This is a genomic window from Micromonospora sp. CPCC 206061 (genome assembly GCF_036906915.1).
Taxonomy (GTDB): domain Bacteria; phylum Actinomycetota; class Actinomycetes; order Mycobacteriales; family Micromonosporaceae; genus Phytohabitans.
The window spans coordinates 60,118-79,652 of record NZ_JBAKHX010000038.1 but is presented as its reverse complement, the minus strand read 5'-3'; the positions used below and the strand labels follow the sequence as shown (position 1 = coordinate 79,652).

Annotated in this window: 16 protein-coding genes and 1 pseudogene; 10 read left to right on the top strand and 7 right to left on the bottom strand. The window is 72.2% G+C overall.

Translation table 11 applies throughout. The features are described from left to right. On the top strand, window positions 1–2,167 hold a 2,167-nt coding region (locus V6V89_RS24110; protein WP_334621563.1), incomplete at its 5' end, for a WG repeat-containing protein. 21 nt (window positions 2,168–2,188) lie between these two features. After that, the gene (locus V6V89_RS24105; protein WP_334621562.1) at window positions 2,189–3,187 is read left to right on the top strand and encodes an aldo/keto reductase family protein; all 999 of its coding nucleotides are present in this window, start codon (window positions 2,189–2,191) and stop codon (window positions 3,185–3,187) included. Between the two features lie 42 nt (window positions 3,188–3,229). Here V6V89_RS24105 and V6V89_RS24100 read toward each other — a convergent pair whose 3' ends face one another. Beyond that, window positions 3,230–4,021, bottom strand: a complete 792-nt coding sequence (locus tag V6V89_RS24100; RefSeq protein ID WP_334621561.1) for a site-2 protease family protein — start codon at window positions 4,019–4,021, stop codon at window positions 3,230–3,232. After that, complete coding sequence (locus V6V89_RS24095; RefSeq protein WP_334621567.1) at window positions 4,018–4,218, bottom strand: hypothetical protein; 201 nt, start codon at window positions 4,216–4,218, stop codon at window positions 4,018–4,020. Before V6V89_RS24095 ends, V6V89_RS24100 begins: the two co-directional genes overlap by 4 nt. 72 nt (window positions 4,219–4,290) lie before the next feature. Between V6V89_RS24095 and V6V89_RS24090 the strand changes: the two are divergent. From V6V89_RS24090 to V6V89_RS24080, 3 genes and pseudogenes are all read left to right on the top strand, one after another. Beyond that, a pseudogene (locus V6V89_RS24090) lies at window positions 4,291–5,952 on the top strand (bifunctional adenosylcobinamide kinase/adenosylcobinamide-phosphate guanylyltransferase); the annotation flags it as partial. 10 nt (window positions 5,953–5,962) lie between these two features. Next, entirely contained in the window at window positions 5,963–6,718 is a 756-nt protein-coding gene (locus tag V6V89_RS24085) for an adenosylcobinamide-GDP ribazoletransferase (protein ID WP_334621560.1), read from the top strand. A 47-nt stretch (window positions 6,719–6,765) separates the two neighbouring features. Next, a complete protein-coding gene (locus tag V6V89_RS24080; RefSeq protein ID WP_334621559.1) occupies window positions 6,766–7,701 on the top strand; it encodes a hypothetical protein in 936 nt (311 codons plus the stop codon). An 8-nt stretch (window positions 7,702–7,709) separates the two neighbouring features. Here the strand turns inward: V6V89_RS24080 and gcvT are convergent, their stop codons facing one another. Beyond that, window positions 7,710–8,804, bottom strand: a complete 1,095-nt coding sequence (gcvT, locus tag V6V89_RS24075) for a glycine cleavage system aminomethyltransferase GcvT (RefSeq protein WP_334621558.1) — start codon at window positions 8,802–8,804, stop codon at window positions 7,710–7,712. Between the two features lie 81 nt (window positions 8,805–8,885). Here gcvT and V6V89_RS24070 point away from each other — a divergent pair, with 81 nt between their 5' ends. Further along, window positions 8,886–10,445 (top strand): leucyl aminopeptidase, encoded by a 1,560-nt coding sequence (locus V6V89_RS24070; RefSeq protein WP_334621557.1) that lies wholly within the window; start codon window positions 8,886–8,888, stop codon window positions 10,443–10,445. 199 nt (window positions 10,446–10,644) lie between these two features. Here V6V89_RS24070 and V6V89_RS24065 read toward each other — a convergent pair whose 3' ends face one another. Beyond that, window positions 10,645–10,974: a hypothetical protein gene (locus V6V89_RS24065; RefSeq protein WP_334621556.1), complete on the bottom strand. Its 330-nt coding sequence runs from the start codon at window positions 10,972–10,974 to the stop codon at window positions 10,645–10,647. Window positions 10,975–11,125: 151 nt separating this feature from the next. Between V6V89_RS24065 and lpdA the strand changes: the two genes are divergently transcribed. From lpdA to V6V89_RS24050, 3 genes are read left to right on the top strand one after another with little or no spacing between them, the layout of a single operon-like run. Continuing rightward, window positions 11,126–12,508 carry a dihydrolipoyl dehydrogenase gene (lpdA, locus tag V6V89_RS24060; RefSeq protein ID WP_334621555.1) on the top strand — a complete coding sequence of 461 codons (1,383 nt, stop codon included), beginning with the start codon at window positions 11,126–11,128 and terminating at the stop codon, window positions 12,506–12,508. A gap of 25 nt (window positions 12,509–12,533) precedes the next feature. Next, complete coding sequence (gene sucB / locus V6V89_RS24055; protein ID WP_334621554.1) at window positions 12,534–14,417, top strand: 2-oxoglutarate dehydrogenase, E2 component, dihydrolipoamide succinyltransferase; 1,884 nt, start codon at window positions 12,534–12,536, stop codon at window positions 14,415–14,417. A 6-nt stretch (window positions 14,418–14,423) separates the two neighbouring features. After that, complete coding sequence (locus V6V89_RS24050; protein WP_334621553.1) at window positions 14,424–15,314, top strand: TIGR01777 family oxidoreductase; 891 nt, start codon at window positions 14,424–14,426, stop codon at window positions 15,312–15,314. On the opposite strand, the gene V6V89_RS24045 is transcribed toward V6V89_RS24050, so the two are convergent. From V6V89_RS24045 to V6V89_RS24035, 3 genes are read right to left on the bottom strand one after another with little or no spacing between them, the layout of a single operon-like run. Continuing rightward, the gene (locus tag V6V89_RS24045; RefSeq protein ID WP_334621552.1) at window positions 15,300–16,226 is read right to left on the bottom strand and encodes an LLM class flavin-dependent oxidoreductase; all 927 of its coding nucleotides are present in this window, start codon (window positions 16,224–16,226) and stop codon (window positions 15,300–15,302) included. The genes V6V89_RS24050 and V6V89_RS24045 overlap by 15 nt on opposite strands. Before the next feature lie 4 nt (window positions 16,227–16,230). Then, complete coding sequence (locus tag V6V89_RS24040) at window positions 16,231–16,623, bottom strand: SCO5389 family protein (RefSeq protein ID WP_334621551.1); 393 nt, start codon at window positions 16,621–16,623, stop codon at window positions 16,231–16,233. Window positions 16,624–16,635: 12 nt separating this feature from the next. Beyond that, window positions 16,636–17,592, bottom strand: a complete 957-nt coding sequence (locus V6V89_RS24035) for an ATP-binding protein (protein WP_334621550.1) — start codon at window positions 17,590–17,592, stop codon at window positions 16,636–16,638. Window positions 17,593–17,702: 110 nt separating this feature from the next. On the opposite strand from V6V89_RS24035, the gene V6V89_RS24030 reads away from it, so the two are divergent. Continuing rightward, complete coding sequence (locus V6V89_RS24030) at window positions 17,703–19,478, top strand: DUF2079 domain-containing protein (protein ID WP_442935204.1); 1,776 nt, start codon at window positions 17,703–17,705, stop codon at window positions 19,476–19,478. Window positions 19,479–19,535: the final 57 nt, after the last annotated feature.

Here is a 19,535-nt window from a genome sequence, read left to right as displayed (position 1 = left end):
CGCCCGGCCAGCCGAAGCGGCACGCGCCGCCGAGGCCGCGCGTGCGCCGGAGGCGCCGCTGGAGCCGCCGAGTCCGCTGCGCTGGGAGCCGCCGGGCCGCGTCCGTCCTGCCGCGGAAGCTGACTCGCGCCGCCGCCCGACGACGGGCGAACGGCCGGCCGGCCCCGGCGTCCGCCCCGCCGAGCCAGACCTCGACGCACCGGTCGGCGACGACCGGCCGGAGCGCGACCGTGAGACCGCCGGAGCGCGAGAGGCGGCCCGTCCACCCGAGCCCGGCCTTGGTGCGCGTTTGCGCGGTGCCGACCTCGAAACCGGATCGGAGCCAGGGCCGCCCGCAGCGCCGGATCGCGGCCCGTCGCGGGCCGACGGATGGTTCAGCGCCACGCCGGTCTCCCCCGCGCCACAGGCCATGCCGGTCTCCCCCGCGCCACAGGCCGCGCCGGTGTCCGGCGGCCCGGCACCCGGGTCGCCCGCCGAAGGGTTGGCGGGCGACGGTCCGACCCGCGCCCTGGACGGTGACCCGGCTCGCGTCGAGGCGGCCGGCGGGCCACGCGAGCAGGATCCGGACGAGACGGGCGGGAGCGGGGCCACCACCGGCGAGGGGTCGTCGCTCACAGAAGGGCTGTCGCGGATCGAAGAACCGCCGCTCACCGACGAACCGCCCACGTCGGCTTCGGCGCCACCCGACGCCGAGCCACGCGTCGCCGCGAGCCCCGACACGGTGCTGCCCGCCCCCGCCGGCCCGGCGGCCGGGGCGGCCACGGCGCTGCGCGCACCCACCATGCTCGCCCCGCTGGTGCGCCCAGACTCCGACGCGCCGAGCAAGCCGCCCGCGGACACGGCGCCCGCCGAGCCGGCGGCGCCGGACCCGGAGCACCTGCTCGCGTCGTACGAATGGCGCTTCCACCACGAGACGCTGCGCGAGCTGGTGGAGAACCCCGACGATCTGCGCGAGATCCGCGACCGCCTGACCGAGAAGGTGGAGGCCGCCACCGACAACCGGGCCCGGGCCCGACTGCTCAGCCTGCGAGCCGTGGTGTCGCGCATCCTCGGCGACCTCGGCAAGGCGCTCAGCGACGCCAAGATGGCGCTCAGCCACGCCGAGGCCACCGGCGAGCTACGGCGGATCGCCATCGCGCAGGCCAGGCTCGCGCACGTGCTGCAGTGGCGGGGCGACTTCGCCGAAGCCGACCGGCTCTTCGCCGAGGCCAACTCGTCAGAGCTGCCCGACCGGCTGCGCGCCACCATGCACGAGCACGCCGGCCGGTCCTGCTACGACCAGGGCCGGTACATGGAGGCCTGCAACCACTTCGAGCGCGCGCTGGAGCTGCGCAAGGTCGAAGACCCGGACCTCATCGCGCGCACTGAGTTGGCGCTGGACGCGGTCTTCAACAAGGTCGCCGAGAACGGCTGGGGCCCGTACCCCCGCAGCACCGACGAGATCCTGCAGATCCGCAGGCCGCCGGCCCCCAAGTTCAGCGACCGCAAGCAGAAGTGGGGCTTCGCCACGGCCGACGACGAGTTCGTGGTGCCGCCCGAGTACGCGGACGTGCAGCCCTTCCGCGACGGGGTGGCCTGGGTGCGCAGGCCGGAGCAGCAGACCTGGGAGCTCATCAACGACACCGGTGAGCTGCTCATCACACCGTCGGCCGGATACCTGGGCGTGGGCTCGTTCTCGGACGGGCTGGCCTGGGTGTCCCGCGACGGCACCGCGGTGTGGATCGCCATCGACAAGAGCGGCCGCATCATCATTCCGGCCGGCTTCGACGACGTGCGGCCGTTCCGTCGGGGCATCGCGGCGGTGCGCAAGGGCGGCTGGGGCGCGGTCGACAAGACCGGCCGTGTGGTGCTCCCGACCCGGTTCTCCGGATTCGTGACCGCGCTCACCGACGGCCGGTACGTCGACGGCTTCACCGACGAGGGCCTGGCCATCGTGGACGGCGGTGGGCGCAAGGGCGTGGTCGACCGCGCTGGCCGCATGATCGTGCCGCCGGTGCACCCGGCCGTGGTGATCCACCCGGTGGCGTTCCTCATCGGCAACGGTACCGGCCAGTGGGGCGCGCTCGACCGCCGGGGTGAGGCGCTCATCGACGTCGTACATCCGAGCCGCGCGGATGTGATGGACGAGATAGATCGGCTGCTGGCCGACACGAAACCGGTGCTCTAGCCATGCCATAGGGTCGAAGGCATGGAGTTCCGACACCTTGGCCGATCCGGCCTGATGGTCAGTGAGATCTCGTACGGCAACTGGATCACCCACGGCTCGCAGGTCGAGGAGGACGCCGCGGTCGCCTGTGTCCGCGCCGCCCTCGACGAAGGCATCACCACCTTCGACACGGCCGACGTCTATGCGGCGACGCGGGCGGAGTCCGTGCTCGGCCGCGCCCTCTCCGGTGAGCGCCGGGAGGGCCTGGAGATCTTCACGAAGGTCTACTGGCCCACCGGCCCCGGTCCGAACGACCGCGGCCTGTCCCGTAAGCACATCATGGAGTCGATCAACGGGTCGCTTCAGCGACTGCAGACCGACTACGTCGACCTGTACCAGGCGCACCGGTTCGACGTCAGCACGCCACTGGAGGAGACGATGGAGGCTTTCGCCGACGTCGTGCACTCCGGTAAGGCGCACTACATCGGCGTATCGGAGTGGACCGCCGGCCAGATCCGCGAGGCGCACGCGCTCGCCAAGGAGCTGAAGATCCGGCTGATCTCCAACCAGCCGCAGTACTCGATGCTGTGGCGGGTCATCGAGGCCGAGGTGGTGCCCGCCAGCGAGGAGCTCGGTCTGGGCCAGATCGTGTGGTCGCCGATCGCACAGGGCGTTCTCTCCGGCAAGTACGTGCCGGGCCAGGCGCCGCCCGCCGGCTCCCGCGCCACCGACGACAAGTCTGGTGCCGGCTTCATCGCCCGCTGGATGAGCGACGAAGTGCTGTCCACTGTGCAGCGTCTGAAGCCGATCGCCGAGCAGGCCGGGCTGTCGATGGCCCAGCTCGCGGTCGCCTGGGTCCTGCAGAACCCGAACGTGTCGTCGGCGATCGTCGGCGCCAGCCGCCCCGAGCAGGTGCGCGACAACGTCAAGGCCGCTGGCGTCAAGCTCGACCAGGGCCTGCTGAAGGCGATCGACGAGATCCTCGACCCGATCGTCGAGCGCGACCCGGGCAAGACCGAGAGCCCTTCCAAGCGCCCGTAGTTCGTTGCTGGGGCCGGGCCGACCCGGCCCCAGCAAGCAAGGTCAGCCCTGCCAGAAGCGGATCAGATCCAGGCCGATGACGTACAGCCACGACGGCAGGCCTAGCAGGTCGCCCAGCCAGTACACGGCGTCGAAGAACCAGCCGTTGATCCGCGGGTGCCACAGCAGGGCGAAGAGCAGGATGAACCCGTACGGCGCCATCAGGTCGTAGCCGCGCCGCCACTGCGGGGGCAGCCACGGCTGGATCATGTTGCCGCCGTCGAGGCCGGGCACCGGCAGCATGTTGAGCAGGCTCGCGGTGAGCTGGAGGAACGCCAGCAGCGCTACCCCCGCCCAGAACTGCTCGTGCGCGGCCACGTCGACACCCACCGCGAACGGGATGACCAGCAGCACCATGAAGACCACGTTGGTCGCCGGCCCGGCGAGGCTGACCAGGCTGTGCTTCAGCCGCCCCCGGATCTCGTGCCGGTCGACCCACACCGCGCCACCGGGCAGGCCGATGCCGCCGAGCAGCACCACCACGATCGGCAGCACTATCGACAGCAGCGGGTGGCTGTACTTGAGCGGGTTGAGCCTCAGGTAACCCCGGTGCGCCACGCCTACGTCGCCGGCCCGGAACGCGACGATCGCGTGCGCGTACTCGTGCAGGCAGAGTGATACGAGCCACCCCGAGACCACGAAGAGGAAGACGTCGAGCCGGACGTTGCCGAACTCGGCCCACGCCATCCACCCACTGGTCACGAACAGGGCGACCAGGCACAGGAACACCCCGCTCGGGCGGAACGCGTCCTTCGGGACCCCGATGACCAGGTCTCTGCCGCGCTCAGTGCTCATTCGGCCCCCGGCAGCAGGCTCATCCGGTACTCGACCCGGTCGTCTTCCACCAGGCTCACCGACGTCACGCCGGCTGACGCCAGCTCACGCCAGGTCTGGCCGATCCAGGACTCGGCGTCGGCCTGGCTACCGAACTGCTCGGCAGGACCAGATACCGCCTGACCGTCCGTGCCCTCGTACCGCCAGCTCCACGGCATACTTGCCCCTCCCACCACACCAGCGTGCAACCCCCGCAAGCGTAGTGGGGCCAGCCGCTTAAGGTACGGGGCATGTCCGTTGAGGGGTGGCGTACCGTCCTCGTGCTCGGTGGGATCCGGTCCGGCAAGTCGGAGTTCGCCGAGTCGCTGGTCGCCGACGAGGCAAATGTTCGTTATGTCGCGACCAGCGCGCTGGGTGACGACGATCCGGAGTGGTCCGAGCGGATCGAGACACACCGGCGACGCCGGCCCGAGGCGTGGACGACCGAGGAGACGGGTGCCGACCCGGCCCGGCTCACCGAACTGGTCGCCGCCGCCGGCCCGGATGAGGCGCTCCTGGTCGACGACCTCGGCGGCTGGGTCAGCGCCCTGCTGACGGGCGACGCCGCCACCGCGATCGCCGACCTCGCCGGGGCGCTCGGCGACTGCCGGGCCCAGGTGATCGTCGTCAGCTCCGAGGTCGGGCTCTCGCTGGTGCCGACCACCGACCTGGGACGGGCGTTCGCTGACACCCTCGGCATCGCCAACCAGGCCGTCGCCTCCGCGTGCGACGCCGTGATACTGGTCGTCGCCGGCCAGCCCACGTGGCTCAAGAACACGGTCGCCAAGCCGCGCGAGGAGCCGCTGCCGCAGGTACTGACGCCGACGGTCGCGCCCGCTGTCGGACAGACGCCAGCCAACGGCGCCGAGCCGGCGCCGGGCGACGCGCTCACCGCGCCCACGATGGCCCTGCCCATGGTGGCGACCGGCCTCGTCATCCAGCCCGGCATGGACCTGCCGATGCCCGACGAGCACGCCGGCCCGTCCGCAAGCGGCCTGCTCGCCACGCTCGACGTGGCCGGTGCCGGGCTCGGCGCTCTGGAACGGGTCGTCACCTTTGCGGCCGCCACCCAGGGCACGGGTTCTCCGGTGCCGTGGGGCTCTGTCCGCGTACTCCTATTGCAGGCAGATCACGACGGCGGCGCCGCGGCCGGCATCACGCCCGGTGAGTCGACACGCCGGGCCGATCTGGCTCGTGCCGGCGAAGGCGCGCTCGCGCGCCTCGCAGCCGAGGCCGGCGCGAGCCTTCAGGTGGTCGACGCGCCCACCGCCGCGCCGATGGAACTGGGCCCCGCGCTCACCACCGACGCCGTGGAGGCCGCCCTCCGGCAAGGATGGCGCCTGGCCGAGCAGGCAGCCGACAGCGGCGTCGACGTCATCGTGCTCGCGGCCTGCGGCGCGGGCACCGAGGCCGCTGCCGCCGCCGTGCTCGCGGTCACCGCCGGCGCCGAGCCAGCGGCCGTGCTGGGCCGCGTGATCGCGCCCGGCGGGCGCGTCGACGACCCGGCCTGGATGCTGCGCTGCGCCGCCGTGCGTGACGCCGTGCACCGCACCCGGCACAGCCCGCGCGGCGCCAAGGACATGCTCGCCGAGCTGGGCGGCGGCGACATCGCCATCGCTACCGGCGTGCTGCTCGGCGCGACCGCACGCCGCACGCCGGTGCTGATCGACGGCCCGGTCGGCGTGGCCGCCGGGCTGGTGAGCCGCGACCTCGCCGGCCAGGCACGGCACTGGTGCCTGCTGCCCGATCACGGCGGCAACCCCGCCGTACGGCTCGCCGCCGACGTGCTCGGCCTGAGCCCACTGCTGGACCTGCGGCTCGACCTCGGCGAGGGCGCGACCGCGCTGGCCGCGCTGCCGCTGCTGCGCGCGGCCCTGACGCTGGCCGCTGGACTGCCGGCGCATCCGACGCTCGCCAGCGACAGTGCGTGACGGTGCCCGGCTCGCGCTGACCACGTTCACGGTCGTCCCGCTGCGGCCCGGCCGGGTCGACCGGGCGGCCGCCGGCGTGGCGATGGCGATGGCGCCGGCTGTGGGCGGGGCCCTCGGAGTCGCGCTCGCCGCCGTGCTCTTCGGCCTGGGCGCCGCGGGCGCGCCGCCGCTCGTCGCCGGTGGCGTGACGCTCGCCACCGGCGCGCTGCTGACCCGCGGGTTACACCTCGACGGGCTCGCGGACACCGCCGACGGCCTCGGCTCGTACCGTTCCGGCGACGCCGCCCTGCAGATCATGAAGAAGCCGGACGTCGGCCCGTTCGGCGTGGCCGCGCTGGTGCTCGTGCTGCTGATCCAGGCCGCCGCGCTGGCCGGGCTCGCCGGCCACGGCTGGTTGCCTGTCTTCGCGACCGTCGTGGCGGCCACCGCCACCGCCCGGCTGGCCGCCACGTGGGCCTGCCGGCGCGGCGTGCCGCCGGCCCGCCCCGACGGACTCGGCGCGCTCGTCGCCGGCACGGTGGGGCCCCTGACGCTCGCGGTCGCCACGGCCGCCGTCGCGGTCGTCGCGATCCCGGCGGTGCCGGGCCGCCCGTGGCAGGGGCCGGTCGCCGTGCTCGCCTCGCTCGCCGCCGCGGTGCTGCTCGTGCGCCACGCGGTACGCCGATTCGGCGGCGTGACCGGCGACGTACTGGGCGCCGCGGTCGAGCTGGCGGCCACCGTCGCGTACGTCGCTCTCGCGTTCCGGTAGGGGTCATGGGGCGGCCGGGTGGACCCTTCCGGAGTAACGTCGCAGCCGTGCCCGACTCCGACGACACGCTCATCCTGCCCGTGCCCGAGGCGGTGTCGGCCACCTACCTGGTGCCCCTCACCGCGCCGCCCGACGACCCGGTGACCATCGGCGACCAGGCGGTCGAGCTGCTCGACCAGATCCTCACCGGCCCCGCTCGCGACCTGGCCCAGCAGATGTACGCCGGCCCGCTGATGACCGTCGAGACGCACGACGTCGACGACCTGCCGTCGCTGCCGCTCGACCTGCTGACCGCGTTCGGCGCCAACGAGCAGCAGGTGAGCCGCGCGGCTGACGCCACGCATGTGGTCACGGTCGCAGCCGGCTTCCGGCCCGGGTGGCCGCCCGCGCACGAGTGGAGCTCCCGTGCGATGGCCGCCGCGATCGCACGGCTGCACGGCGCCGACCTGATCGACGGCTTCCAGACGCAGGTGCTGACCCCCGACGCGGCCCTGCGGTCACTGCCCGACGCTGACGGGCGGGTCAGGCTCACCGACTGGATCCTGATCCCGTACTCGCCGAACGAAGACGACGACAGCAGCATGTGGTTCACCACGAAGGGGCTTGGCCGCTTCGGGCACCTGGAGCTCCAGACGATCGACGTCCCCTCGCGCCTGGCCCGGGGCTGGGGCGCGACGCTGACAGGCGTGGCCCGGCGACTGCTGCGGATCTGGAGCGACGCGCTGGACGCCCCCGGCGAGCCGGCGTTCCTGCCGATGCCGTCCACGGTGACGGTGACGGGCCACGACATCGCGGCGGCGTACGGCGCGCCGGCCGAGCGCGGCAGCGACCGGGCGGCCGAGCTGCTGCTCAGCCTCGATCCGGCCACCGACCCGGAGGCCGACTCGTTTCTGACGGTGTCGCCGCCGCTGCACTACTCGGGCCCAGCAAGCGAGTACTACGCACGCGTGTGCGCCACCCTCTTCGCCGAGCCGGTCCGGTAACGCCTGCCCTACTTGACCTGCGGTTTTACGAAGGGCGGCTTGACCAGGCGCATCGCCGCGCGACGCCCGCGCACATCGACCTCGACAGTTGCCCCGTCTTCCAGGCCGGCCGCGGTCTCGACGAGCGCCAGCGCGATCCCCACCTTGCGGGTCGGCGAGAACGTCCCGCTGGTCACCTCGCCGACCGCCTGCTCGCCCGCGTACACCGTCATGTGCGGCCGCGGGATGCCGCGGTCCTGCGCCTCCAGGCCTCGCAGTGTGCGGCGCGGACCGGCGGCCTTCTCGGCGACCAGCACGTCACGCCCCCAGAACGCGGGCTTGCCCCAACCGACGGCCCAGCCCAACCGTGCCTGCACCGGCGTGATCTCCGGACTCAGGTCCTGCCCGTGCAGGGCGTACCCCATCTCCGTGCGCAAGGTGTCGCGGGCGCCCAGCCCGCACGCGCGCAGGCCGTACGGCTCACCGGCCGCGAACAGCTCGTCCCACACGGCTACCGCCCGACCGGCCGGCACCACCAGCTCGTACCCGTGTTCCCCGGTGTATCCGGTGCGGCAGACCGTCAGGTCGCCGGCGGTCGCGAAGCCCATGTAGTCGTGCTCGGTCGGCAGCCCGAGACTCGCCACCAGCTCCGCCGAGCGCGGCCCCTGCACCGCCAGTACGGCGTAGGCCTCGTGCTCGTTCTCGATGGTGAGGGCCGGCGGCGCCGCCCCGCGCAGGCGCCGGACGACCTCGGCGGTGTTGGCCGCGTTCGGGATGAGGAAGACGTGGTCGTCACCGTGCAGGTAGGCGATGACGTCGTCGATCACGCCACCGGTCGCATCGTCGCAGCACAGCGTGTACTGTGCCTTGCCCGGCCCGATCCGGCCGAGATCGTTGGTGAGGCAGGAGTTGACGAAGTCGGCCGCGCCCGGGCCGGTGACGCGGGCCTTGCCCAGGTGCGAGACGTCGAAGACGCCGACCGCATCGCGGACCGCCGCGTGCTCGCGCAGGACGCCGCCACCGGCGTACTCCAGCGGCATGTCCCAGCCACCGAACGCGGCGAACTTGGCGCCCAGCGCGGCATGCCGCTCGTGCAACGGGGACCGGCGCAACTCCATCGTCATGGGTGGCAACTTACCGGGGGTTCACCAGGTGGTTAGCATCGGCGGGACAACGAGCCACCCGCACTCGAGCCGGAGCCGCTAGTGACTTCACCACTCCCCACCCTCAGCTTGGTCGACTCAGACCCAGCGGAACTCGCCGTGGACGCCATCGTCATCGGTGTGCACAGCGTCAACGGCGACGAGGCGGGTGCGGACGGCGGCACGCTGCTGCTCGCCACCGGCGCCGAAAGCATCGTGGCCGCGTTCGACGGCCAACTCACGGGCACGCTCGCGCTGCTCGGTGCCACGGGCGCGCCGAGCGAGGTGACCAAGCTGGCGACGCTCGGCACGATCACCGCACCGGTGGTCGTCGCGGTGGGCCTCGGCGCCGAGCCCACCGGTGCCGCCCCGCCGCCCGAGACCCTGCGGCGGGCGGCCGGCGCCGCGGTGCGCGCGCTCGCGGGGGCGAGCACGGTCGCGCTCAGCCTGCCGGTACCCGACGACGAGGACGCGCCGGCCGCGCTGCGGGCGGTCTCCGAGGGCGCGCTACTCGGCGCCTACAGGTTCACCGGGTACAAGACGAAGCCTCAGCCTGGGCGAAGGGCACCGGTCGGTGCGGTGTCCGTACACGTCCCCGACGCCTCCGACGCCACCGCCGTGGCGGAGATCACCCGTGCTGGCGTGGTCGCCCGTGCCGTGACGCTGGCCCGCGACTGGGTCAACACCGCGCCGAACGAGCTGCGGCCCCCGCAGTTCGCCGACGAGGTGGCCAGCGCCGCGCGCGAGGCCGGCCTGCAGGTCGAGGTGCTCGACGAAGACGCCCTGCGAGACGGCGGGTACGGCGGCATCCTGGCCGTCGGGCTCGGCTCGACCGCCCCGCCGCGGCTGGTGCGCCTGTCGTACACGCCGCCGTCGTCGTCCACCCGGGTCGCCCTGGTCGGCAAGGGCATCACGTTCGACACCGGTGGGGTCTCGATCAAGCCGGCGCAGGGCATGTGGGAGATGAAGTCCGACATGGCGGGCGCCGCGGCGGTCGCCGCCGCGATGATCGCCATCGCCGAACTCAAGCCCAACGTGGCGGTCACCGCGTACGTGCCGATGGCGGAGAACATGGCGTCCGGCAGCGCGTACCGGCCCGGCGACGTGGTGACGATGCGCGACGGCAAGCGGGTCGAGGTGCTCAACACCGACGCCGAGGGCCGCATGATCCTGGGCGACGCGATCGCCCGCGCCTGCGAAGAGGGGTGCGACTACCTGCTGGAGACGTCCACGCTCACCGGTGGGCAGGTGGTGGCCCTCGGCAAGCGCGTGTCCGGCGTGATGGGCACCCGCGAGCTGTGCGAGCGCGTCAAGGCCGCGGGTGAGCAGGTCGGCGAGCTGGTGTGGCCGATGCCGCTGCCGGACGACGTACGCAAGGGCATGGACTCGGACGTCGCCGACATCTCCCAGATCAACGCCGGCATGGACCGGGCCGGGCACATGCTGCAGGGCGGAGTGTTCCTGCGCGAGTTCGTCGCGGACGACGTGGCGTGGGCGCACATCGACATCGCGGGCCCCAGCTACCACTCCGGCGAGCCGACCGGCTACTGGAGCAAGGGCGGCACCGGCGTCCCCATCCGCACCTTGCTAGCCCTCATAGACGACATCGAAACAACCGGCTAGCCCCCTTCCCTCCTCCTTTCCTCCCCCTTCCCGCCTCACCCCTCTGACCGTCGATCAAGGGCAAAGGCACGTGGTTCGATCTCATTTCCACGTGCCTTTGCCCTTGATCGATCGAGATGCACTTGATCGGCGCGGCGCATCGTCCGGCTGGGCCGGCATTGCCACACGCGGGCCGCGGGTGCGACGGGTGAGGCGCCGGTTAAGCGGCGCCACCGGCGGCGCGTTTGCGGCGCTCGTTGAAGTCACGCATGCGTTTGGGGTAGCCGACCAGGGCCACGTCGTAGATCGGGATCGCCAGCCGGTGGGCGAACCGACGGGCGCCCTCAGGGCTGTCGATGCGCCGCCGCGTCCACTCACCGTCGTGCGCGATCAGCAGGACGGTCGTCTCGGTGACCGTGGTGCGCGGCTCGATGAACGCCTCGACACCCCTGCGCGACCGGACAAACTGCTCAAGGTGCTCAAGATCGGCACGATTGCCCGTGCGACCCGGCGTACCCGCAGACTGCTTACGCCGCCGAAACCAGCCCACCAACCGTCTCCTTTCGCACACCGTCATCGACGGCTGTGGCAAGCGTACGTCCCAGTGACGTGTCATTGGGCACCTCGTGACGCGGGCAGACTCCACAAGTGACAAGATGGCCCAGGTAGTCGCGCCCGACTGGATCTGGCTGGGAGACGAAATGAGCGAGCCAAGCACCTTCGACGTCGTCATTCTCGGTGGCGGCAGCGGGGGGTATGCGACGGCCTTGCGCGCCGCACAACTAGACCTTTCGGTCGCCCTTATCGAAAAGGACAAGCTCGGCGGTACGTGCCTGCACCGCGGCTGCATCCCCACCAAGGCGCTGCTGCACGCCGGCGAGGTCGCCGACCAGACCCGCGACGCCGGGCACTTCGGCATCAAGGCCGAGCTGATCGGCGTCGACATGGCGGGCGTCAACTCGTACAAGGACGGCGTGGTCGCCAAGCTCTACAAGGGCCTGCAGGGCCTGGTGAAGAGCGCCAAGATCACATACGTGGAGGGCGCAGGCAAGCTCGTCGGCCCGACCACGGTCGAGGTCGACGGCCGGCGGTACACCGGCCGCAACGTCGTGCTCGCCACCGGCTCGTACTCGCGCACGCTCCCCGGCCTGGAGCTCGACGGCCGCCGGGTGATCAGCAGCGAGCACGCCCTCAACCTCGACCGCGTCCCCGCGTCGGCGATCGTGCTGGGCGGCGGCGTGATCGGCGTCGAGTTCGCCAGCGCCTGGCGCTCGCTCGGTGCTGAGGTCACGATCGTCGAGGCGCTCCCCCGCCTCGTCGCCGCCGAGGACGAAGAGGTCTCTAAGGCGGTCGAGCGGGCGTTCCGCAAGCGCGGCATCGGCTTCAAGACCGGCAAGCCGTTCGAGAAGGTCGAGCAGACCGACTCCGGCGTCCGGGTGACGATCGCCGGCGGCGAGACGCTCGAGGCCGAGCTGCTACTGGTCGCCGTCGGGCGCGGCCCCACGACCGCCAACCTCGGGTACGAGGAGCACGGCATCACGATGGAGCGCGGCTTCGTGATCACCGACGAGCGGCTGCGCACCAGCGTTCCCAACGTCTACGCGGTCGGCGACATCGTGCCCGGGCTCCAGCTCGCGCACCGCGGATTCCAGCAGGGCATCTTCGTGGCCGAGGAGATCGCCGGCAAGCAGCCCGCCGTCATCGACGAGGCCGGCATCCCGCGAGTCACGTACTCGGACCCCGAGGTCGCTTCGATGGGCCTCACCGAGGCGAAGGCCAAGGAGCAGTACGGTGCCGACAAGGTGCAGGCGTACAACTACAACCTCGGCGGCAACGGCAAGAGCCAGATCCTGCGCACCCAGGGCTTCATCAAGCTGGTCCGGGTGGCCGACGGGCCGGTCGTCGGGGTTCACATGGTGGGCGCCCGGGTTGGCGAGCTGATCGGCGAGGCACAGCTGATCTACAACTGGGAGGCGTACCCGGCCGAGGTCGCCCAGCTCGTGCACGCTCACCCGACACAAAACGAGGCGCTCGGCGAGGCACACCTGGCGCTCGCGGGCAAACCCCTGCACGCGCACGCCTGACCAACCCACGAAGGAGTCTGGAGAGATGCCGGTATCGGTCCCCATGCCTCGGCTGGGCGAGAGCGTCACCGAAGGCACCGTCACCCGCTGGCTGAAGCAAGAGGGTGACCGAGTCGAGGTCGACGAGCCGCTGCTGGAGGTGTCCACCGACAAGGTCGACACGGAGATCCCGTCGCCGGCGGCCGGCGTGCTGACCCGGATCGTGGTCGGCGAAGACGAGACGGCGGAGGTCGGCGCCGAGCTAGCCGTGATCTCCGGTGACGACGACGGCGCGGGTGGCGGCGAGCCGGCACCCGCCGCCCAAGATGAGGCGGCTTCGCCACAGGGGTCGGGCGCCGCCGGGGGCGAGGTCTCCTCTTCGGCGTCCGCGTCGGGCCAGGCGTCATCCGACAATGGCGAGGAGCCGGCGCCCGCCCAGGCGGAAGCCGCGCCGCCGGCCGCCCAGCCGACCGATCAGGACGAGGCCCCGGCCCAGCAGGGCTCCTCCGGTGACACCACGGTCGTGACCATGCCGGCGCTGGGCGAGAGCGTCACCGAGGGCACGGTGACCCGCTGGCTCAAGGAGGTCGGCGAGACCATCGAGGTGGACGAGCCGCTGCTGGAGGTCTCTACCGACAAGGTCGACACCGAGATCCCCTCCCCCGCCGCCGGCACGATCCTCGAGATCAAGGTGGCGCAGGACGAGACCGCCCCGGTCGGCGCCGAGTTGGCCGTCATCGGGTCGTCCGGAGCCGCGCCTTCCCAAGGTGAGGCCCCCGCCCCGCAGCCGGCTCAAGAGGCAACTCCCAAGGCCGCCGAAGAGGCGCCCAAGCCGGCCCCCGCGCCGCGTGAAGAAGCTCCGGCGCCGCGCCAGGAGGCACCGGCCCCAGCCGCACAGCAGACCGCGCCAGCTGCGGCCGCCGCGCCCGCTGCGCCCGCCAGGGCGGAGCAGAGCACGAACGGCGGTGGCGGCGACGTCGGATACGTGACGCCACTGGTCCGGCGCCTCGCGAGCGAGCACAACGTCGACCTGTCCGGCGTCAACGGCACCGGCGTCGGTGGCCGCATCCGCAAGCAGGATGTCCTCGAGGCCGCCGAAAAGGCCAAGGCCGCTGCGCGGGAGCAAGCGGCCGCCGCCGAGCGCACGGAGCCGAGCGCGGGCACCGCGGCGAAGAAGGCCCCGGCGGCGCCGGTCGCTCCGAGCCCTCTGCGCGGCCGCACCGAAAAGCTGACCCGCACGCGCATCTCGATCGCCAAGCGCATGTTCGAGTCGCTGCAGACCTCCGCCCAGCTCACCAGCGTGGTCGAGGTCGACGTCACGAAGGTCGCCCGGCTGCGCCAGCAAGCCAAGGGGCAGTTCCAGGCCCAGCACGGCGTCAAGCTGTCGTTCCTGCCGTTCTTCGCGGTTGCGGCGGTCGAGGCGCTGCGCCGGTACCCGATCGTCAACGCCTCGCTCGACCTCGACGCGGGCACGGTGACCTACCCGGACGGCGAGCACCTGGGCATCGCGGTCGACACCGAGCGGGGTCTGCTCGTGCCGGTGATCCGCGACGCCGGTGACCTCAACCTCGCCGGGCTGTCCCGGCGGATCGCCGACCTGGCCGAGCGCACCCGCACCAACAAGATCAGCCCCGACGAGATCTCGGGTGCGACGTTCACGCTGACCAACACGGGCAGCCGGGGCGCGCTCTTCGACACGCCGATCGTGCCGAAGCCGCAGTCGGCGATCCTCGGCACCGGTGCCGTGGTCAAGCGGGCGGTCGTGGTCGACGACCCCGACCTGGGCGAGGTCATCACGCCGCGGTCGATGGCCTACCTGGCCCTCTCGTACGACCACCGGATCATCGATGGTGCCGACGCCGCCCGGTTCCTCACGGCGGTCAAGGAGCGACTGGAGGCCGGCGCCTTCGAGGCCGACCTCGGCCTGTAGGCACCCGTGCGCGTTGTCGTCAGCGGTGCGTCCGGGTTCCTCGGAACGCACCTCACGCGGAGGCTCCGCACGAGCGGACACGATGTTGTCCGCCTCGTGCGGAGGCCAGCGACACAGCAGAACGAGGTCCAGTGGGACCCGCGCACCGGGCGGCTCGACGCGGCCGCGTTGAGCGGGGCCGACGCGGCGATCAACCTCGCCGGGGCGGCCGTCGACGCCAAGCGCTGGAATGAGAGCTACAAGCGCGAGCTGCGGGACAGCCGCGTCAATTCCACGCGCACACTCGCTCAGGCGGCCGCCGACGCGGGCATCCCCGTTTTCGTCAACGCGGGCGGCATCAACTGGTACGGCGACACCGGTGACCGCGTCGTCGACGAGAGCGACCCGGCGGGCGAGGGCTTCCTCGCCGACCTGTGCCGCGCGTGGGAGGCGGCCACCGGCCCGGCGGAGGATGCCGGGGTACGCGTGGTGCGGCTGCGCGTCGGCTATCCGTTGCACCGCAGCGGCGGATACCTGAAGCCGCAGATGCTGCCGTTCGGGCTCGGCATCGGCGGCAAGCTGGCCGGCGGCCGGCAGTGGATGCCGTGGATCGCGATGGACGACTGGCTCTCGGTGGTCGAGTTCGTGCTGGCGCGCGACGACATCGCCGGCCCGGTCAACGCGGCCGCGCCGGAGCCGGTGCGCAACGACGAGTTCACCAAGGCGTTCGGTGCCGCCCTGCATCGCCCGACCGTCATGCCGGTGCCCGGGTTCGCCCTCCGCATCCTGCTGGGCGAGTTGAGCAGCGAGGCCCTGTCGAGCATCCGCGCCGTTCCGAAGGTGCTCCTCGACAAGGGCTTCACGCACCAGTACCCAGACCTGCGGGAAGCCCTGAAGAAGGCGCTAGAGAAGCGGTAACACCTCAGCCGCCAGCGCGTCGATCTGTTCCAGCGTGGCGCGGCGGTCGCCGAATCCTTCCACCATCAGCAGCAGCCGGCCGGCGCCCGCGTCGGTGAGCGCCGCGGCCACCTCGGACGGCGGGCCGATCGGGCTGATCCGGAGCAGGTGGTCTACGTACGCGTCCAAATCCCGCCGGGGCGGTGACGAGCCGTCGATGCGGATGTATCCGGCGGTCGTGGCCAGCCACCGCGGCAGCGTGCGGCGCAGGCGGCGCTCGGCCTGCGCCCGGCTGTCGCCCAGCGCGACCAGGCGCGCGACGGCGTGCTCCGCCGCCGACGGGCCGTAGCGGTCGAGCAGCGGCCCGGGCTCGTCGTGCACGCCCAGCAGCAGCGGCAGCCCGCGCGCGGCCGCGACGTCCACGGTCGCCGCTGAGGTCGCCGCGACCCAGACCGGCAGCCGCACCGCGGGGCGTGGCACGACCGCCACGTCGCGGAACGCGAAGAACTCGCCGTCCGCGGAGACGGATCGGGTACCGGAGAGCCACTCCAGCAGCACGTCGAGCGACTCGGGAAAGCCGCGCTCGAAGCGCTCCAGCCCGGTGCCGAAGACCTCCAGGTCGACCCATGGCCCGCCACGCCCCACGCCGAGCCGGAACCGCCCGCCGGAGACCGCGTCGAGCAGCGCGGCCTCTTCGCCGAGCGCGACGGGATGCCGGTTGGAGAGCACGCACGCGGCGGTGCCGACCTCCAACCGGTGGGTGCGCCCGAGCACCACTCCCGCGAGCGCGGTCGCCGACGGGCACCGCCCGTACTCGATGAAGTGGTGCTCGGCGAGCCAGACGCCGCCGAAGCCGGCGGTCTCCGCAGCGACCGCGTACTCCACGGTCGCCGCGGCGCCGTGTGCCGAGAGCAAGAATAAATCGGCGGTCACACAGCTAGCAGTCTCGGAGTTCGGGCGACTGGTTGCGGATCTGAGCCACCGGCGAGATGAACTCCTGGTACGTCTCGCCGCCGACCGCCGACAGCTTGAAGGCGGCCACCCGATGGCAGTTCTGGAACGCGAGCTTCACCCCGAAGTGGCGTTCCAGCGCGCCGCGGATCGAGTCGCTCGCCAGCGCGCGCAGCAACTGGCCGCGCTCGGCCTCGCTTGGCGGCGGCACCGCATGGTCGGCGAACTCGTCGGTGGTCTCCGTGGACCTGGCGGCCACCTCGGAGACGACGGCCCAGGCGTACGGCAGCGAGTCGCGAACCACGGCCACGAACTCGGCGTCGTCCACCCGGCCGGATTCCGCGCGCTCCAGCAGGGCGGCGGGGACGTCAAGGGACATGCGGTACTCCTCTCAGCGGACCAGCACGTCTGGCCCGAGCACGAATTCCGGATCGACCTGGCCAGCGAGGTCTTCGCCCACCTTGTCGTTGGCCCAGGCGCTGGCGTTGCGCAGGTGGAACTCCACCGCCTGCCGGGTGTACGTGGCCCAGTCCTTCGCACAAGCATCGACGGCGATACGCATCGTGTCCAGAGCGTCACGGTTAGTTTGCTCAAGAGCTGAGATGGGTTGCGGCCGGCCGCGCTCCGCCGCCTTCACGTACGCCGAGCGTCGCACCCAGGTCAGCAGGTCATCGCCGACGTGCTCGCGCAGGAACTCCACATCGGACGCGTCGTCCACCTTGTTGCCCACCACGTGGACCCGCACCCCGTAGTCCCGCGCGTAACCGACGTACTGCCGGTAGACGCCGACGCTGCGCAGGGTCGGCTCGCACACGAGGAACGTCGCGTCGAAGCGGGTGAACAGCCCGGACGCGAACGAGTCGGCGCCCGCCGTCATGTCCACGACGGCGTACTCTCCGGGCCCGTCGACCATGTGGTTGAGCAGCAACTCGACCGCGCCGACCTTGGAGTGGTAGCACGCGACGCCCAGGTCTTCGGTGGCGAACGGTCCGGTCACCGCCAGCCGGATGCCGCCGACCTCGCGCACCAGCGCGTCGTAGATCGGGTTGGCGCCGGCCACCGAGAGCAGCCGCGACCCGCGGCCGGGCGGCGTGGTCTTGACCATCGCGGCGGCGGACGAGATCCGCGGATTGCTGCCGCGCAGGTACTCCTTGATGTCGGCCAGGTGGTCACCCAGCGCCGGCAGCATCACGGCCTCCTCGTCCGACGCGCCGAGCGCGGCGGCGAGGTGCTGGTTGATGTCCGCGTCGATGGCGAGCAACGGCGCGGTGCCGGCCAGATGCCGGGCGAAAAGGGCGGCCAGCGTGGTCTTGCCGCTTCCGCCCTTTCCGACAAGTGCGATTTTCACGGTAGAGGGCTCCTCATGCGTTTCAGTCTGCTACTCAGCATTGGAAGTCATTTCCATTAGCGGCGCAAGCACTTCCGGGCGTGTCGCCCACCGATTGGTAATGTGCGGCCGTGACGCTGACCGAGACGGTGGCCGCGGAGGCCGAGCCGGTGCCCGCGCGGCGGCGCCCAGACCTGATCGTCGCCGGCCTGTGCCTCGGCCTCGCCGTGCTGGTCACCGGCGGCCTGTGGGCAGATCCCAACCACCGGGCGATCAAGGTCAACTCCAGCGACCAGGCGTTCTTCGAGTGGCTGCTGTCATACGGGGCGCACGCCATCACGCACGCCGAGAACCCGCTCTTCACCCACCTGCTCAACGTCCCCGATGGCGTGAACCTCGCGGTCAACACCTCGATCACGGTGTACGCCGTGCTCTTCGCACCGCTGACCCTGATCGCCGGGCCGCAGTGGTCGTTCGTGGTGATCCTGACGCTCAACCTGGCCGCCACCGGCTTCGGCTGGTACCTGCTGCTGTCCCGCCGATTCGGGGTCGGCACGCTCGCCGCGGCGGTCGGCGGCGTGTTCTGCGGCTTCGCGCCGGGCATGGTCTCGCACGCGAACGCCCACCTCAACTGGACCGCCGGCTGGCTGGTGCCGCTCATCGTGTGGCGCGTGTTCATGCTCCGCGAGCCTGGACGCTGGTTGCGCAACGGCCTGATCCTCGGCGCGCTCGTCGCGGCCGCGTTCTCCATCGCCGCCGAGGGCCTGTTCTTCACCGCACTGGCCTGCGGCGTCTTCCTCGGCACCTGGGCACTCAGCCGCCGGGACGAGGCGCGCGCCGCGCTGCCCACGTTCGTACGCGGCCTGGCGGTCACCGCCGGGGTGGCGTTCGCGCTGCTGTCGTACCCCTTGTGGCTGCACTTCTTCGGGCCGCAACGCTTTCACGGCACCGGTTTCGACCCTCGCGTCCACGCCGAGGACCTCGCCGCGTACGGCGCGTTTCCGGACCGCTCGCTCGCCGGCATCGCCGGGCTGCGCACCAGCCTCGCACCCAACCCCACCGAGGAGAACTCGTTCTTCGGCGTTCCGCTGCTCGTGCTCACGGTGATGTGCTTCGTGCTGCTGTGGCGGACCGCTCCCGCGCGGCGGGCCACCCTGCGGGCGCTCGCGGTCACCGCCGGGGTGTTCGCGGTGCTGTCGCTCGGCCCTCAGCTCAAGGTGTTCGGTGAGATCACCGAGATCCTGCTGCCGTACAAGGTGGTCGGCAGCCTGCCGATCTTCAACGCCGCGCTGCCCGCCCGCCTGGCCCTGGTCGTGGCGCCCGTCATCGGCGTCCTGCTGGCGTACGCCGTCGACGCCCTGCCCCGGCCGTCCCGCCTCTGGCCGGCGGCCTTCGCCGTCGCACTGCTCCCCCTCGTGCCGATACCGCTGACCACCGTCGAGTACGAGCCGGTGCCGCGGTTCATCACGTCGGGCGCCTGGCGTGAGTATGTCAGCGAGGGAGGCGTGATCGCTCCGGTCCCGCCGACGTCCGACGTCCTGCCCGACGGTCAGCGCTGGCAGGCGTACGCGCTCACGCATGGGCAGGGCGAGTTCGCCATCCCGGCCGGCTTCTTCCTCGGCCCCGGCGGCCCCGACGGCAAGGGACGCATCGGCCCCGTGCCGCGCCCGTCGGCCGAGTTGCTATTCGAGGTCGCCCGCACCGGCGTTGTACCGCCGATCACCGACGCAGACCGGGCCGCCGCCCGCGACGACCTGCGGTACTGGGACGCCGAGGTGGTCGTGCTCGCCGACCGGGTACACGGCGCGAAGTGGCCGGCGCACCCCGAGGCGCTCCTGCGCGCCACCACCGAACTGCTCGGTCCGCCAGAGCGCGTGGACGACGTGTGGCTCTGGCGTGCCCCCTAAGCGGGTGAGAGGTGGCGTGACGACCGCCACGGGGTCGAGGCCGGGCAGGCGCGGGGT